This is a genomic window from Streptomyces sp. CB02366, assembly GCF_001905905.1.
GTDB lineage: Bacteria > Actinomycetota > Actinomycetes > Streptomycetales > Streptomycetaceae > Streptomyces.
Genome location: NZ_LIVT01000009.1, coordinates 1 through 15,315, shown reverse-complemented (window position 1 = coordinate 15,315; position 15,315 = coordinate 1). Strand labels below are relative to the sequence as shown.

Below are 15,315 nucleotides of genomic sequence, written 5' to 3'. Positions count from 1 at the left end.
CCGCGTCGGGCGGCTGCTCGGGCGGGGTGAAGCCCCACGCGGCTCCGATCGTGACGACCTCGGCCGTCCGTCCGGCCGGAAGGCCGGCACGTTTGTTGCCGGCGAAAACCGGATCGCCCGGACCGGTACACAGGGAAACCCACCGCGGCAACATCGCAGGCATCCAAGACGCCCTGGTCCACCTCGCCATCGAGCTGGATCCCCGCTTCGACCTCGACGGCAATCCGGACACCGTGCCCCGCCTGATCGTCGCGGTCGACGAAGGCCAGGCAGTGCTTCGCACCGGTACCCACAGCACGCTTCCCGGCCGGGGCGCCAGCAGGGCCGGATGCCGCTCACGCCACAACGGACCCAACCCCGCGACGAGTTCAGCGCTCACAGATGCCGTCGCAGGGCCGTAGCGCGCCCAGTAGCGGGTGAGAGACGGGCTGTTGGCAAGGTCGGAAACCTCAGCCGCGGCGGTGCCGATTCGCCGATACGGCGTCGCCAAGAGATGAAATGCGAACAGCGACTTTTACAGTCCCGTCGACGTTCTGTTAAAACCTCACACCGCCAAGAACCTTGATGGCGCCGGGCCGTTGGGCCACAGTTCATCTCGCGGCGGGCATCGATCCTGCCGCCGGGCGAAAACTCACTCCCGGCGACACGCGCTGACGTATCGCCGAATCAACCCCCCTCGCGGGTTTTTGCCTGCCATCCGGAAGGAATCAGCGTGCGTAATTCCCGTATTTCCCGCACCTCCAGCAAGTACAGATTCGCCTTCGTGGCGGCCGCGCTCTCGGCTTCCGTGGTCATGGGAACCCAGGCCACCGCTCAGGCCCAGGACACCGCCCCCGCCGGGAACTCGTCCACCCCGCGCTACCAGCCCGAGATGGTACGGGCCCTCGCCGCGTCGCTCGGCGTGGACGAGAAGGCGGCGACCGACCGGCTGGACCGACAGGACGCCCAGCAGAAGCGGCTCGCCGAGCTGAACAAGGGCGGACTTGCCGACGACGGCGCGTTCTTCGACGCCTCCGGCGACCTGACCGTCAACGCCGAGGACCGTGCCGATGTCGCCCGGTTCGAACAGGCCGGACTCGACGCCCGGCTGCCTGCCCGCGGCGAGAGCACCCTCGACCGGATCAAGGGCCGGCTCGACGCTTCCGCCGCGAAGAAAGCCCCCGCCGGAGTAGTGGCCTGGTCCGTGGACCTCGCCGCCGACCAGGTCGTCGTCAAGGTGAACAGCGACCGCTCGGCCCCCGCCAAGGCGTTTCTCGCCGCAGCGGCCAAGCACGGGTCCGCCGTCAAGATCGTGCGGGGCGAGGAGAAGCTCGCGCCCCAGGCCGCGATATACCCCGGCAGCAAGATGACGATCAACAACACCACCGGCTGGTGTTCCGTCGGCTACGGCGCCCGCGACCGCTCCGGCAACCAGTACCTGGTCACCGCTGGCCACTGCGTCGCCAACCTCCCGACCCTGCGCTACGACGGCACTGCCTTCGCCAAGGGCGTCAAGACCCGCTACGCCCTCGGCACCCGCAGCGTCGACATGGGTATCGCCTCCATCAACTCCGGCCACTCCATCACCACCAGCGTCGGTACCTGGGGCAACACCAGCCCCATCGCCGTCCGCGGCAGCAACCGGGCCTACTCCGGCGCATCGATCTGCAAGTCCGGGGCCACCACCGGCTGGACCTGCGGCTCGGTCGGCTCCTACAACGTCTCGGTCACCTACGTCGACCTCAACGGCGGCCCCGACACCGTCGTCACCGGCCTCGCCACCTCCAGCGTCTGCACGGAGGGCGGTGACAGCGGCGGAGCGTACATCTCCGGCGACCAGGCCCAGGGCATGACCTCCGGCGGTCCCACCAACCAGCGCTGCACCGGCGGAGTCAACTCCCGCGGCTCCTCCTACTTCCAGCCGCTCGACGACACCCTCGCCTACTACGGGCTGACCCTCAACACCAACTGACCTGCGACAGAAGGGCTGACCAGGGGCCGTCCACCGGGCTAAGGTGGGCGGCCCCCGCGCCGCCGGTACCCGCAGACCGTTGAGAGACGCCATGCCCCATCCCCTCCCTGTCGCCCACGATCTGGAAAACTTCTCAGGGGCCGACACGACCTTCGCGGCTGTGTTCCGCAAGGCCCTGCGCCGACGCGGACTCCCGTTGGAACGCATCCGTGAACACCTGCGTGCCCAACAGATATCCGTCAGCCTCGCCACCCTGAGCCACTGGCAACGTGGCCGCAGCCAGCCCGAGAAGGCCCAGTCGCTGCGCGCCGTGGACGCCTTGGAACCGCTGCTCGATCTCCCCACCGGGGCCCTGCGCTCGCTGCTCGGCCCGCATCGTCCCCGTGGTGGGGCCCGACCGCCCGACCCGGCCGCCGCCCGGGGCGTTTTCGGCGAGGACTCCGACGTGGAGCAGGCCCTCGGTGACGCCTTCGCCCACTTCAACGCCGGTCTGCGCGCTCTGACCGTCCAGGAGACGGTCTGCCTGGATGAGCACCGCGCCATCCGCGAGACCTCGGTCACCACGGTGGTGCAGGCCGTCCACGACGGCGTGGACCACCTCAGCATCGTCCACTTCCTCGACTCACCGAAGGCCGGAACGGCCGTCCTCGATGTCCCCGGCCGTCCCGCACCGCGCATCCGGTTCCTGGAAGAGCTGGGCTGCGTGACGGCCGAGATCCCGCTCGGCCGCCGGCTCGTTCGTACGGAGACGGCGGTCATCGCCTACACGCTGCGCGCGGAGGGAGAGGCCTCCTGGCAGCACGAGCGCCGCGTCACAGTTCCCCTGCGCTCGTACCTGCTGCACGTGTGCTTCCACCCCCGGGCGGTGCCCACCCACTGCTGGGGATACCGCCGGGAGCGGATCGGCGCTGATCCGTGCCACCGCCACCGCACGGCCTTGGACGACTTCCACACGACCCACCTCATGCCGACACGGTGCGTACCGGGCGTGTACGGGATCGAGTGGACCTGGCCGGACTGAGCGACGCGAGGCCCCACCGCGTGTGTGCGCGGTGGGGCCTCCCTGTACGGCTCCGATGACTCAGATGACGCCGAAGCCCTCGGCCCGGAAACCCGCGATGATGGTGCTGAACGCTGTGGCGGGGACGGTCAGGGCCCGGCCGCTCACGTGTTTGAAGCCACGGACGGGGACGATGCCGGGCGGGGCAGCCTGCTCCATGGACGATGCCGCGTCCCCGCACCTTCAGTGCAGGACGACTTACCTCGACCAGGGCCGTTTCTGTCGGGGGCCGGAGCCAAAAAGCTTCGCTGCCGCAGTAGTTGAGATCAAATACAGGTATGCCTCCTACGCCCGCCCGTCGCCCCCGGTTACGCCTCGCCGCCCGGCCCCCGGCCGCCCGCCGGCCCCTCCTGCTCGGGGTGAACGCAGGGAAGGCATGGACTGGGCCCGCCGGATCGAGCTGGTCACCGTCGTGGTAGCCGCGCTCGTGGCGGTGGCGGGTCTTTGGTACTCGAACGTTCAGACCCGGCAGGCCAACGAGCAGGCGCGGGAGGACCGGGTACCGGCCAAGAAAGGGCAGAATCACCGACCGGTACACGGCGGCGGTGGGAAACCTCGGCGAGGACAAGACGGAGGTACGGCTGGTCGGTATCTACGCCTTGCAGCGGGTCATGCAGGACTCCCGTCGCGACCATCCCACCATCGCCAACGTCCTCGCGACCTACATCCGCACCCACGCCGCCAAGCCCCGGCGAAGGGCAAGGACGTCTCGGCCGACGTCCAGGCCGCTCTCACGGTCCTGGTCACCCGCAACATCTCCAGGGACGGGGCCTTTCCCCCCGGACTTCCGAGGCGTCAAACTCCCCGGCATCCCCCTCGACTTCTTCATCTGAGATGAATCTGAGCCACGCGGGCCTGAGCGGCGCGGGCCTGGGATTCGCGGACCTGCGCTGCGCCAACATCTTGCGCACGGACCTGAACGGGGCCGGCCTGACAGAAGCGACCCTGAATTTCGCGCGGCTACTGTCCGCAGATCTGCGCAACGCGAACATGAACGGAGCGAACCTGACTTCGGCGTTCCTGCAAAAACGGAGCTGCGCAACGTGGATCCGAGAGGCGCGGACCTGAGGGACGCAAACATGACGGAACAGCCGTTCGACTCAGCGAGAACTGACGACCGTACACAGTTGCTCGGCCTGTTCCTCCTGTAGAACCTCACACCCTCCCTGCCGCCAGGGGCTGGGAGCCACGGCAGACACACCCGAGGGACGCATCGTCGACGTTTCCCGGCCGGTGAGGCTGATCCGGTCAACCCCCGCCGATGCGGGGACGACGCGGTGGTGGATGCGTTCACGCATGCGGTCAGGGAGCTGCCCCCGCTTCGGCGGGGAAGACGATTTCGCGCCGTCCCCCATGGGGCAGGCCACCGAAACTGGTGCTCACGTGCCGTGCCCCCTGCGCGTTCTTCGGGCTCACCGCGGTTCGGTCCGTCCGGTGAGCCCGCCGGGTGTGACGGAAGGCGCTTGTGAGGGGCAGGTGGCGGCGATGACGTGGTCGACGACGTCGGGCAACTTGGAGCGGTAGCGGTAGGCGGCACGTTGCCGGTCGGCTCCGCTCCCTTGGGTACGCAGGCGTTTCCACTGGGTGCGTACGAGGTCGAGGTCACCGTGGTGTTCCAGAGCAGGGGACAGGGCGCGCAGCATGCGCTCGACCTGCGCTGTCGCAGGTACCAGTTGGCGGGTGAGGGGATCGAGGGCATGTCCGGCAAGGCCGTCGCGTGCGGCCCGCCAGGAGGCCGCGCGCAGGATCTCGGTGGCCGGGCGGGGCGCCGCTTCGCCGGCGCGGATGGCCTTCAGCGCGGTGGCAACCAGGGCGCGAATGACGGCGGCGAGCAGGACGGTGTCCTCAGGGGTGAGACTTACGTCGGCGACGCGCACCTCGACGGTGGGCAGGTGGTGGGAGGGGCGTACGTCCCAGTACAGGCCGCCGCGGTCCAGAACGGTCCGCGTGGTGATGAGTTCTTCGACGAGGTCTTCGAAGTGGGCGGGGGAGTCGAAGTAGGGCGGCGAGCCGGCCACTGGCCATCGCCCCCACGTGGTGGTGCGCCAGCTGGCGTAGCCGGTGTCGCGGCCGCCCCAGTACGGCGAGTTCGCCGCCAGCGCGGTCAGCGTCGCCAGCCAGGGCCGCAGATGGTTGCTCACCTCGATCGCCTCGTGCGGGTCGCCCACGCCGACGTGCACGTGGCATGCGCATGCGCTCTGCTCGTCGTCCAGTGCACGGAAGAGGGACAGGCTCTCCGCGTACCGTGAGCCCGGAGTGAGGGGCACGGGCGCTACCTGGCCGATAATCGGGGAACCGCTGGCGGCGATGCGCAGCCCCCGCTCGGTAGCCGATCGCGCCAACCCTGCCCGGACGGATCGCAGCTCCGAGAACAGTTCGCCCATCTGCGTATGGGGGTCGGTACGGCTCTCGAGCTGGTAGCGGGTCAGCTCGGTATCGACGCGGTGGCCAAGCTCACCGGCGGCCGCCGCGGCCACCTGGTGACCCTCGGGCCGCACACATCTGCTGACGGGATCGACGAGGAGGAACTCCTCCTCCACCCCCACGGACAATGGAGCCGACGGCTCGTCGAGGGGAGCGGGGGAGGCGGCGAGGGTGTCGTTCGGAGGTAACTGCTGCTGCGGTTGCGTGGTCACGATGCTCCACTCTGGCAGAAGACGCTGCCACCAAGACCGCGGAACCCTTCACGTCCGAGTCTGGGGCCGGTCGTCACGGCAGCCGGCCGTCGCGCGACTTGTCGATAGGACACGGTCTTAGCAGGGGACCAGCGATCGCGAGAGGCGGGCCTGCCGGCAGAGAAGTACCAACAGGCTCACCCCGAAACACCCGGCACGCCCACCCAGGAACACCGGTGGGCCACCGGCACGAGGCCTATCAACCGACCTCGCACCTGCCCACCTCATGGAAGTGCGCCGAGCACATCGAGCTGCGGGTCCACACCTTCCAGTTCCACCCCGACACTCTCGCCGCCGTCGTGCCGACGCGCTTGGCTACCTGGCGAAAGAAGTATGCGTCCCGTCCGCGCAGGCCCCGGCAGACGGACGAGAGCCCGGCGAAGCGCCGGTCCCCACCCCGGTCCCCGGAGTACGGCCGAGGCCGAACCGGTCCGGTGCCCTTTCGGCCGGCACCGGACCAGACCCTTGCCCGGAGCGGCTTGGTATCCGAATACGTCTTCGTACATCCGGTGAGCCGTTCGGCTCCCCGGGCACATCTGCCACAACACCGCACGGAATAAGGTGACTTACTGCCATCCCTTGCTGTCCAGCGACCATCGCTGGCTACCCTTTTGTGCGCGAAGGTGCCCCAGACGGGGACACCCCAACATCAGGGGGAAAAATGCGTAAACTGGCGGCGACCGCGGCGGGTATGGCTCTGGCGCTGGGAACCTTGGGCCTCACCACCGCTCCCAGTGCCTCAGCGGTGACGCCCTGTCCGTCCGGAGCGGTCTGCATCCGCGAGACGAACGGCAGCATCCTCAACAGGAACATCTTCTACAGCTACGGCGCCCACAACCTCTCCAACGTCACCGGAAACCGGGTACTGGTCAACAACCAGACGGGCGGCGCCGGCTTCCGGGTCTGCTACGACTACAACGGCGGCAGGTGCTCCGACGTGATGCGCGGCGTGGGGGAGTCCGCCCCTTACAACATGACGCCGATCAACTCGATCGTCCTCGTGCCCTGAGCACATCCCCCAGGCGTCACTCGACGGCCGGTCGCAGCGCCCTCGCATCCGGCCGCTGAAACCACCGTGGTCCGGCTGCCTTCCCAGAGGCAGCCGGGCCACACGCCACTGCGCCGGGAAAATGCCCTCAGCGCGGCCCCCGGGAAGTCCGGGCGCCAACGATGTCGGGGCCCTCGCATCGGTACCGCGTCGCCTTGCTCGTTCCCTGCACACCAGTACTCCTGGGGGCAGGGAACTACGTCGCCTCCGGCCGGGCGGTCAGTGAGCTATGACGGTTCCTCCCCGGGCCGCCACGCATGGCATACGGATCGTGACCATGCTGCAGAGAGCGTAGCCGCAGCGGATGCCCCGGGAGTCGATGCCTTCTTCAGGCGCCATCAAGGGCCGGTCGACCTGCGTGCAGGAGGGAGGGCAGGCCGCTGGTCTGCCGCTTGGATGCGGTGGTGCAGGGTGGCGGCGTCGGCGTCCAGTCCCCGGTCGGCGTAAATAGAAGCGGCTTCCTGCCAGCAATCGATTGCCTCGTTCACGCGTCCGAGGGCGTGCAGCGAGGTGGCGAGGACGGGTGAGAGGCCTGGCGAGGGTTCCTTCATGGCTGCCCAGGGACGCGCGGCCGGGTGCGATGGCGCGTCGGCAGTCAACGATCGCCGTGTCGTGGTCGCCGATGCCCTGCCATCCCACGGCGATGGCCGCGAGAGCGCATGCTTCGCCGTCCGTGTCGCCGAGCTGGTGGCGCAGTGCCTCGCTGCGTGTGCCGCAGTCGATGGCCTGCTGGTGGTTGCCGAGATCGGAATGGAGTGTGGCGAGGCGCCCTTCCGCCACCGCTTCCCACCGGCCGGTGTCGAATCCTCTGCTGAGCTGGCGGGCTTCCTCAAAGTAGTGCTGCGCTTCGATGAAACGGGTCTGCTGACGCAGCAGCTGGCCGAGTTCGAGGCGGGCCGCCGGGGGCCGTCGCTCCTCCTGGGCGGGGGCGGCCCGGCCGGGTCTGCTGGGCCGCGCCTGCCGCTCGCTCACGGCCGGCCACGCTTGCCGCCGGATGCGCGCGCCGGCCTGCAGGCCGAGGGCTGCACCGTCGCCATGACCCGGGGCCGGGAGCTGCCCCGCCCCACCTTCCCGCCTCGGCCCCGCCCGCCTACCGCGCCCCGCCCGCGAACGGGATTTCCGCCGCGCCGCCCCCGCGCACCGGGCCGTCCGGGTGCGTCCAGAATCCCGCCTCGGCCAGCCGGGGCAGCACACCCTCGCCGAACCAGTACGCCTCCTCCAGGTGCGGGTAGCCGGAGAGCACGAACTCGTCGATGCCCAGGGCGTGGTACTCCCCGATCCGCTCGGCCACCTCCGCGTGGCTGCCGACCAGCGCGGTGCCCGCGCCGCCCCGGACGAGCCCGATGCCGGCCCACAGGTTGGGGTGGATCTCCAGACCGTCCCGGCCGCCCCCGTGCAGCTCCAGCATCCGCCGCTGCCCCTCGGACTCGCTGCGGGCCAGGCCCTCCTGGACCGCCCGCACGGTGGCCGGGTCGAACCCCGCGAGCAGCCGGTCCGCCTCCGCCCAGGCCGCCTCGGAGGTGTCGCGGGTGATCACATGGAGCCGGATGCCGAACCGGACGGTACGGCCCTGCCCGGTGGCGAGGGACCGGATCCGGGCGATCTTCTCGGCGACCTGGGCGGGCGGCTCGCCCCAGGTGAGGTAGACGTCCGCGTGGCGGGCAGCGACGTGTGCGGCGGCCGGGGAGGAGCCGCCGAAGTAGACCTCCGGCACCGGGTCGGGGAGCCGGGCGAGCCGGGCCTCCTCGACGCGCAGGTGCTCGCCCGCCAGGTCGACGGTTTTGCCGTCCCACAACTGCCGGACGATCTGCAGGAATTCACCGGTGCGGGCGTAGCGGGCGTCCTTGTCGAGGAAGTCGCCGTACGCCCGTTGCTCGTGGCTCTCGCCGCCGGTGACGACGTTCAGCAGCAGCCGCCCGCCGCTCTGCCGCTGGAAGGTGGAGGCCATCTGGGCGGCGAGGGTCGGCGAGACGAAGCCGGGGCGGAAGGCGACGAGGAACTTCAGCCGCTCGGTGTGCTGGCTGACCATCGCGGTGGTCAGCCAGGCGTCCTCGCACCAGGCCCCGGTCGGGGTGAGCGCCCCGGTGAAGCCCAGGTCCTCGGCGGCACGGGCGATCTGGGCGAGGTAGCGGACCGTCGGCGGCCGGTCGCCGCCCGCCGCCGTGACCGGGGTGCCGTGGCCGCCGCCGACGACATGGCGGCTGTCGCCGTTGGTGGGCAGGAACCAGTGGAAGGTCAGGGACATCGTCTCTCCGAAGGATTTCCGTACGGTACGGGCGGTCAGAGCAGGCCGTGGCGGGGCGGGCGGGTGCCGTTGAGGACGTACCGTCCGAGGTGCTGGATCTTCCAGCGCGCCGGGTCGTGGAGGGTGTGGGTCCGGGCGTCGCGCCAGTGCCGGTGCAGGTTGAGGCTGTCGAGGGCGGCGCGGGTGCCGGAGACCTCGAAGAGCGCGTCCGCGATCTCCAGCGCCGCGCTCCCGGCGTACGCCTTCGCCGCCGCCACCGCGATCGACGCCTCGGCCGCGCTGTCGTCGTCCAGGTCCGCGCGTGCCGCGTCCACCGTCCGCGCGGCGGTGGCGAGCAGAGCCTCGGCGGCGCGGTGGCGGAGTTCCAGTTCGCCGAAGCGCTGGATGAGGAGGGGGTCCTCGGCGGCGGTGTCGTACCCGCTCTCGAACCAGGGCCGGCTCCGGGTCCTCACGAAGCTGACCGCCTCGGCCAGCGCGCCCGCCGCGATCCCGACGTCGATGGCGGCGTGCAGCAACTGGGCCAGCGCGCCGTGGAGCTGGGGGCCGGTGAAGGTGAGGTGGTGCGGGACGACATGGGCCGCGGGGACCTCGACGTCCGCCAGTTCGACCGTGCCGCTCGCGGTCGTCCGCTGGCCCATGCCGTCCCAGTCGTCGGTGATGGTGAGGCCCGGCGCGTCGGCGGGGACGTACGCGACATGGAGCAGGTCGTCGTCGGCGCGGGCGAGGACGGGGATCCAGTGGGCGAAGAGGGCGCCGGTGGAGTAGTTCTTCACCCCGGTCAGACGGTACGAACCGGCTCCGGCGGCCACCAGCCGGGTCCGGATGTCCTGAAGGTGCTTGGTCCCCGCCTCGGACTGGGCGTTGCCGAAGCGCCGGCCGGCCAGCACCTCCGCGAAGAAGAAGGCCCGCTGCTGCGGGCTTCCCTGCTGCCGCAGGACGTTGACGTACGCGAAGTGGCTCTGCGGGATCTGCGCCAGGCTGGCGTCTGCGGAGGCGAGCAGGCGGAAGACCTCGGCGAGGGTGACGGCGGAGACGTCGGCGCCGCCGTGCTCGGCCGGGACGGTGACGGCGAGGAGGCCGGTGGCGGTGAGCCGGTCCAGTTCGGCGCGGGGCAGTTCGCGGCGGGCATCGCGCCCGGAGGCGCCCGGGCGGAACTTTTCGGCGAGTTCGGCGGCGGTGCGCAGCGCCTCGGCGTCGTCGCGGATCACCCGCGCGGTGTGAGGTGGTCGTCGTCGGGTCGGCGCGGTCACGGGCCTGCCTCCAGGGAGGGTCCGGAAAAGGGGTGGGGATCGGGGTCAGCGGGCGGCCGGGACGGGGGCGGTCCGGTCCAGGGCGGCGGCGAACTGGGCGACCACCTGGTCGAGCGGGGCGGCCGAGGCCGGGTCCAGGGCCACTCCTCCGTCGTCGCCCGTGGTGATGTGCTGGTCGAGGACGAACCAGCCCGGGACGATGTGGGCGGCGCCCATGGAGGAGAGCACCGGGCGCAGCGCGTAATCGAGGGCGAGGACATGGGCGGTGGTGCCGCCGGTCGCCAGCGGGAGGACGGTCTTGCCGGTCAGGGCGTACTGGGGCAGCAGGTCCAGCAGGGTCTTCAGCAGTCCGGAGTAGGCGGCCTTGTAGACGGGGGTGCCGACGACGATGCCGTCGGCGCGGGCGAACAGCTCGGTGGCACGGACGATCTCCGGGTGCGCGAAGTCCGCGCCGAGCAGGGCGTGGGCGGGCAGGGTGCGGACGTCGAGCGGTATCACCTCGTGGCCCTGGGCGGCCAGGCCGGCGTCGAGGTGGCGGAGCAGCCGGACGGTGCGGGAGGTGGCGGAGGGGCTGCCGGAGACGGACAGGACGGTGGCCATGGGGACCTCTTTCAGACGGGGGCGCCGGGCCCGGGGCGTCGGGATTCCGCCCCGGGCCCGGCGGCGGGTCAGGAGTACCAGGTGGGTTCGGGAAGTTCGCCGGTCAGGACGTGCCGGCCGACCTCGCGCCGCTTGTAGGCGACCGGGTCGTGCAGGGTGTGGGTGCGGACGTTGCGCCAGAAGCGGTCGAGGCCCTCGGCGGAGGCGGTGGCGCGGGCCCCGGTGACCTCGAAGATCCGGCTGGTGACCTCCAGGGCCACGTCGGTGGCGCGCGCCTTGGCCGCCGCGACCCGGACCTCGAACTCGCCGCGCGCCTGCTCGGTCACCTCGTCCGGGGCGTCGTGCAGCTTCTGCCCCTCGGCGGCGACCGCGTCGGCCAGGGCTTCGACGGCCCAGAGCTTGGCGGTGAGGTCGCCGTACGTGTCGATGACGTACGGCTCGTCGACCGCCTGGTCGTACCCGCCGTGCAGCCAGGAACGGGCCTTGGTGCGGGTGTAGGCGGCGGCGGTCTCCAGGGCGCCGGCGGCGATGCCGAGGTAGAAGGAGATGAAGACCAGCTGGATCGTCGGCACGTTGAGCGTGTTGTAGACGCGGGGCCGGAACTCCTTGTCCACGTAACCGGCGGCGGATGCCCACGGGGCGCGGACGCCGTCGATGGTGACGCCGCCGCTCTCGGTGAGGCGCTGGCCGATGTTGTCCCAGTCGTCGTGGAAGACGAGCCCCTCGCTGTCGGAGGGGACGATGGCGAAGATGTGCTGGTCGGTGCCTTCCAGGACGCCTTCGAGGACGGTGACGTCGGAGACCTTGCTGCCGGTGGAGAAGGTCTTGGCGCCGGTGAAGACGAGGTCGTCGCCGTCCTCGGTGACCACCACGTCGCTGTCGCGCGGGTTGACGGCGCCGCCGAAGAACCAGGTCTGCCGGACGGCCTCGGCCTCGACGTGTTCCCACTGCTCGCGGGTGCCGACGAGGCGGGCGGCCCAGTTCCAGAGGTAGTGGTAGCCGAGGAGCTGCCCGATGGAGCCGTCGGCCTTGGCGACCTCGCGGATCACCCGGTAGGCGGTCGTCCAGTCCTGGCCCCCGCCGCCGTGGGCGGCCGGGCCGAGCAGCGTGACGAGTCCGGAGTCCTTGAGGAGCTGGATCTCGGTGTACGGGGTGGCGCCCGCCCTGTCGCGGGCGGCGGCGTCGGTGGCGAGGATCGCGGCGACCTCCGCCGCGCGCTCGATCCAGGCGGCGGGGCTGTCGGGGGAGGGGAGGGTCTTCCACTGGGTGGGTGCTGCGGTGCTCATGACGAACCTTTCGGGGAGAGATCCGGGGGGAGGGAGGCGCGGTGGTCCTCCGGCTGGTGTTCCTCCAGCTCGCGGACGAGCGGCAGCACCTTCTTGCCGAAGTACTCGACTTCCTCGTGGTAGTGGAGGAAGCCGAGGAGCAGCAGATCCACGCCGAGGCGCTTGTAGGCGACGATGCGCTCGGCGATCTGTTCCGGGGTGCCGATCAGCCCCGTACGGAAACCGTCGTTGTACTGGACGAGGTCCTCGAAGGAGGAGTCCTGCCACATCCCCTTGCCGTCGGCGGTGGAGCTTCCCGCCTGCTTGACGGCCGAGCCGAAGCCGTGGACGGCCTCCGTGTCGGCCTTGGCGACGATCTCGCGGAGGGTGTCGCGGGCCTCGGCCTCGGTGTCGCGGGCGATGAGGAAGCCGTTGAGGCCGAAGCGCGGCGGGGTGCGTCCGGCGCTCTCGGCGGAGGCCTGGACGTCTCTGATCTGCTCGGTGACGCCGTCGAAGTCCTTGCCGTTGGAGAAGTACCAGTCGGAGACGCGTCCGGCCATCTGCCGGGCGGCGGTGGAGTTGCCGCCCTGGAAGATCTCCGGGTGCGGGCGGTCCGGCGAGGCGATCGGCTTGGGCTTCAGCGAGAAGTCCCGGATGCGGTAGAAGTCTCCGGCGAGTTCGGCGTGGTCCTCGGTCCAGACGGCACGCAGGGCCCGGATGAACTCCTCGGAGCGGCGGTAGCGCTCGTCGTGTTCCAGCCAGGGTTCGCCGAGCGCGGTGAACTCGTCCTTGAACCAGCCGCTGACCACGTTGACGGCGAAGCGTCCGTTGCTCAGGTGGTCGGTGGTGGCGCCGAGTTTGGCGAGGACGCCGGGGTGCCAGAGGCCGGGGTGGACGGCGGCGATGACCTTCAGCCGCTGGGTGGCGAGCAACAGGGCGAGGCTGAAGGAGGTCGACTCGTGCTGGTACTCGGCGCCGTAGCCGGCCATGTAGCGGACCTGGCTGAGCGCGTAGTCGAACCCGTTGTTCTCCGCGAGGACGGCGAGTTCGCGGTTGTAGTCGTAACCCCAGTCGGTGCGTTGCTCGATCGTGCTGGTGACGAGACCACCGCTGACGTTGGGAACCCAGTACGCGAAGCGCACCGGGTCGGCGGAGGGCGGAGCGGGCATGCGGTTCTCCCATGGACAGGAAGCAGAAGGGCGGGGGGCGCGCAGGAGGTCCGGGCACGGCGAACCAGACCCGGTGATCGAGAAACCCGATCAGGGACGATGGGTACGACAGGAAAGCCCGCGAGGGCGTGCAGGGCTCACCCGACCGGACATCGGCGTACGCCGGGGGGCGCAGGAGCGCGAAGGAGGGGCCGACCCCTCAAACCTCGCGTCAGCGGGAACAACAAAAGGCGCTGGAAACGCGGCCGAGGTCGATGTGGCGGCGACGGGTCAAGCGGCGCACATCCCTCTCCTTTCGCGTTCCGCGGCGGGCACCCGGTGGATCACGGGGCGCCTTCGGGTTCCAGAGTAGGACGCGGGAACGCTCCGGGTCGAGAAGGCATCGACGAAGGAGCGATAGGGTTCCCCTTTCACCGCCTCCGGAGGTAAGGAAAGGCGATGCGGATCGAACAACTGGAGTACATCGAGGCCGTCACCCGGCTGGGATCCCTGCGCCGGGCGGCGGAGGAACTGCACCTGTCCCAGCCCGCGTTGAGCGAGACCGTACGGAACCTGGAGCGCGAGCTCGGGGTGACGGTGCTGGACCGCAAACGGTCGGGGGCGACGATCAGCGACGCCGGGCGCGAGCTGCTGCCGCACATCATCGGGGTGCTGGACGCGGTCGACCGGCTGCGCCGGGCGGCCGACGAGCAGCACCGCACGAGCCGCACGGTCCGGCTCGGCACGGTCTTCGCGGCGACGGTCCCCCTGCTCGTCCCGGCGATCCGGGAGTTCCACGCGCTGCACTCGGCCACCGAGGTGGAGGTGATCGCGGCCCAGCAGTCGGTGATCCACCGCTCCCTGCTGGAGGGCGGCGTGGACCTCGGGCTGGTCAACTACCTGGAGGGCGACGACCTGGCACCCGACCTCCACACCACGGAACTGCTCCGGGGCCGTCCAGTCGTCTGTCTGCGCCCGGACAGCCCGCTGGCGGCGCTGGAGTCGGTCGGGGTGGACGACCTGTTGAGCGAGCCGCTGATCGTGATGCGTTCCGGCTATCTGATGCACCGGTTCACCCACCGGCTGCTGAAGGGCCGGGCCCCCTCGTTCTCGTACTCCGCCGACGGCGCGGAGATGGGCAAGCTGATGGTGGCGGAGGGGCTTGGTGCCACCGTGCTGCCGGACTACAGCGTCATCGGGGACCCGCTGGAGCGCACCGGCGCGATCACCTGCCGCCCGCTGAGGGACGACACGACCACGGTGCTCCTGGTGGTGCAGCGCAGCCGCTCGGGCTCGGTCACCCGGGCCGCGCGTGATCTGCACCGGATCTTCGTGGAGCGGGCGGAGGCGCACCGCACGGAGGGCGCCTGACGACTCCTAGGAAGATCTGACCGAGCAGGTGACAGCCTTGTCGTCAGCGAAGTTCGGCGAGATCGAGGATGTCCTCGGTGCCGGCGGAGTCGAGTAGGCGGCACATCAGGCTGCTTGGCCAGGCAACGAGCGGGCCCTGCACAGCGTGCTGCGGATGCGGGCGTGTTCGCAGGGCTCGGCGGCCAAGGCGTCGTGGGGGCCCCTATGTGTTTGGTCAAGGTCCAAGGCCAGTAGGTTCGTGCGGTCAAGGCGGGCCGAGCCGTAGGGGCGTGCATGAGTGATAGTCAGGTGACGATCAAGCTCACGAGTGACGAGGCACTGGTGCTGTCGCACTGGCTGGAGAAGCTCCAGATGACGGACCTCAGCCGCGTTGTCGACGATCCTGCGGTCTGGGCGCCGATCCATCGGATTGCCGGAACGCTCGACAAGGCGCTTCCTGAGCTGTTCGCGCCTTAGTACTCCAGCAGCGGATCGTGTCTTGAGCTGGTGATTGTCGTTGTCCCGGCATGGAGGGCATGACTGAAGTCGGTTGCTGGGCTGCGGAGTTGGAGTCGGCGTTCGCTCGGGTGGCGGGCCGGTTCGCTCGGGCGGATCTGCGGTGGCGGATGCGGGACTATGTCCGCGGTCTGCTGGGTCAAGCGGCACGGAAGAACGGCTGGCAGCTCGCGGAATGGGCAGGTCACCGCACGCCGGACGGCTTCC

At 70.4% G+C, this 15,315-nt stretch carries 16 protein-coding genes and 1 pseudogene; 8 read left to right on the top strand and 9 right to left on the bottom strand.

From position 1 onward, the window contains the following. Positions 1–50: 50 nt before the first annotated feature. From AMK24_RS34445 to AMK24_RS23375, 3 genes are all read left to right on the top strand, one after another. Entirely contained in the window at positions 51–401 is a 351-nt protein-coding gene (locus AMK24_RS34445) for a hypothetical protein (RefSeq protein ID WP_206780346.1), read from the top strand. A gap of 311 nt (positions 402–712) precedes the next feature. Further along, entirely contained in the window at positions 713–1,951 is a 1,239-nt protein-coding gene (locus AMK24_RS23380) for a S1 family peptidase (protein WP_079190604.1), read from the top strand. Positions 1,952–2,042: 91 nt separating this feature from the next. After that, positions 2,043–2,972: a hypothetical protein gene (locus tag AMK24_RS23375; protein WP_073770817.1), complete on the top strand. Its 930-nt coding sequence runs from the start codon at positions 2,043–2,045 to the stop codon at positions 2,970–2,972. A 60-nt stretch (positions 2,973–3,032) separates the two neighbouring features. Here AMK24_RS23375 and AMK24_RS33290 read toward each other — a convergent pair whose 3' ends face one another. Beyond that, positions 3,033–3,170, bottom strand: coding sequence for a hypothetical protein (locus tag AMK24_RS33290; RefSeq protein WP_338012704.1), 138 nt, complete (start codon positions 3,168–3,170; stop codon positions 3,033–3,035). A 675-nt stretch (positions 3,171–3,845) separates the two neighbouring features. On the opposite strand from AMK24_RS33290, the gene AMK24_RS23370 reads away from it, so the two are divergent. Beyond that, entirely contained in the window at positions 3,846–4,079 is a 234-nt protein-coding gene (locus tag AMK24_RS23370; protein ID WP_073770816.1) for a pentapeptide repeat-containing protein, read from the top strand. Positions 4,080–4,423: 344 nt separating this feature from the next. Here the strand turns inward: AMK24_RS23370 and AMK24_RS23365 are convergent, their stop codons facing one another. After that, the gene (locus AMK24_RS23365) at positions 4,424–5,647 is read right to left on the bottom strand and encodes a carboxylate-amine ligase (protein ID WP_242435227.1); all 1,224 of its coding nucleotides are present in this window, start codon (positions 5,645–5,647) and stop codon (positions 4,424–4,426) included. Between the two features lie 700 nt (positions 5,648–6,347). Here AMK24_RS23365 and AMK24_RS23360 point away from each other — a divergent pair. Beyond that, positions 6,348–6,695 (top strand): hypothetical protein, encoded by a 348-nt coding sequence (locus tag AMK24_RS23360; protein ID WP_073770814.1) that lies wholly within the window; start codon positions 6,348–6,350, stop codon positions 6,693–6,695. A 258-nt stretch (positions 6,696–6,953) separates the two neighbouring features. Here AMK24_RS23360 and AMK24_RS35470 read toward each other — a convergent pair whose 3' ends face one another. The 7 genes from AMK24_RS35470 to AMK24_RS35465 all read right to left on the bottom strand — a co-directional run bounded on the left by AMK24_RS35470 (position 6,954) and on the right by AMK24_RS35465 (position 13,546). Beyond that, a complete protein-coding gene (locus AMK24_RS35470; protein WP_073770813.1) occupies positions 6,954–7,706 on the bottom strand; it encodes a tetratricopeptide repeat protein in 753 nt (250 codons plus the stop codon). A gap of 118 nt (positions 7,707–7,824) precedes the next feature. After that, positions 7,825–8,979, bottom strand: a complete 1,155-nt coding sequence (locus AMK24_RS23350) for an LLM class flavin-dependent oxidoreductase (RefSeq protein ID WP_073770812.1) — start codon at positions 8,977–8,979, stop codon at positions 7,825–7,827. Between the two features lie 35 nt (positions 8,980–9,014). Next, positions 9,015–10,187 carry an SfnB family sulfur acquisition oxidoreductase gene (locus AMK24_RS23345; protein WP_073770811.1) on the bottom strand — a complete coding sequence of 391 codons (1,173 nt, stop codon included), beginning with the start codon at positions 10,185–10,187 and terminating at the stop codon, positions 9,015–9,017. An 87-nt stretch (positions 10,188–10,274) separates the two neighbouring features. After that, entirely contained in the window at positions 10,275–10,829 is a 555-nt protein-coding gene (ssuE, locus tag AMK24_RS23340) for an NADPH-dependent FMN reductase (RefSeq protein ID WP_073770810.1), read from the bottom strand. 68 nt (positions 10,830–10,897) lie between these two features. Beyond that, the gene (locus AMK24_RS23335; protein ID WP_073770809.1) at positions 10,898–12,115 is read right to left on the bottom strand and encodes an acyl-CoA dehydrogenase family protein; all 1,218 of its coding nucleotides are present in this window, start codon (positions 12,113–12,115) and stop codon (positions 10,898–10,900) included. Then, positions 12,112–13,263: a dimethylsulfone monooxygenase SfnG gene (sfnG, locus tag AMK24_RS23330; protein ID WP_073770808.1), complete on the bottom strand. Its 1,152-nt coding sequence runs from the start codon at positions 13,261–13,263 to the stop codon at positions 12,112–12,114. Before sfnG ends, AMK24_RS23335 begins: the two co-directional genes overlap by 4 nt. Positions 13,264–13,474: 211 nt before the next feature. Further along, positions 13,475–13,546 carry a putative leader peptide gene (locus AMK24_RS35465; RefSeq protein WP_350310323.1) on the bottom strand — a complete coding sequence of 24 codons (72 nt, stop codon included), beginning with the start codon at positions 13,544–13,546 and terminating at the stop codon, positions 13,475–13,477. Positions 13,547–13,701: 155 nt separating this feature from the next. On the opposite strand from AMK24_RS35465, the gene AMK24_RS23325 reads away from it, so the two are divergent. The 3 genes and pseudogenes from AMK24_RS23325 to AMK24_RS34440 all read left to right on the top strand — a co-directional run. After that, on the top strand, positions 13,702–14,613 hold the full coding sequence (locus AMK24_RS23325; RefSeq protein WP_073770807.1) for a LysR family transcriptional regulator: 912 nt from the start codon (positions 13,702–13,704) through the stop codon (positions 14,611–14,613). Positions 14,614–14,901: 288 nt separating this feature from the next. After that, positions 14,902–15,069, top strand: a complete 168-nt coding sequence (locus AMK24_RS23320; RefSeq protein ID WP_242435226.1) for a hypothetical protein — start codon at positions 14,902–14,904, stop codon at positions 15,067–15,069. A 59-nt stretch (positions 15,070–15,128) separates the two neighbouring features. Further along, positions 15,129–15,315: pseudogene (locus AMK24_RS34440) on the top strand (IS701 family transposase); the annotation flags it as partial.

Excerpts from the sequence above, each read along its gene's own strand:
- AMK24_RS23375 (WP_073770817.1), top strand. The coding sequence starts at position 2,043 with ATGCCCCATCCCCTCCCTGTCGCCCACGATCTGGAAAACTTCTCAGGG.
- AMK24_RS33290 (WP_338012704.1), bottom strand. The coding sequence starts at position 3,170 with ATGGAGCAGGCTGCCCCGCCCGGCATCGTCCCCGTCCGTGGCTTCAAA.
- ssuE (WP_073770810.1), bottom strand. The coding sequence starts at position 10,829 with ATGGCCACCGTCCTGTCCGTCTCCGGCAGCCCCTCCGCCACCTCCCGC.
- AMK24_RS23370 (WP_073770816.1), top strand. The coding sequence starts at position 3,846 with ATGAATCTGAGCCACGCGGGCCTGAGCGGCGCGGGCCTGGGATTCGCG.
- AMK24_RS23325 (WP_073770807.1), top strand. The coding sequence starts at position 13,702 with ATGCGGATCGAACAACTGGAGTACATCGAGGCCGTCACCCGGCTGGGA.
- sfnG (WP_073770808.1), bottom strand. The coding sequence starts at position 13,263 with ATGCCCGCTCCGCCCTCCGCCGACCCGGTGCGCTTCGCGTACTGGGTT.
- AMK24_RS23350 (WP_073770812.1), bottom strand. The coding sequence starts at position 8,979 with ATGTCCCTGACCTTCCACTGGTTCCTGCCCACCAACGGCGACAGCCGC.
- AMK24_RS23335 (WP_073770809.1), bottom strand. The coding sequence starts at position 12,115 with ATGAGCACCGCAGCACCCACCCAGTGGAAGACCCTCCCCTCCCCCGAC.
- AMK24_RS23360 (WP_073770814.1), top strand. The coding sequence starts at position 6,348 with ATGCGTAAACTGGCGGCGACCGCGGCGGGTATGGCTCTGGCGCTGGGA.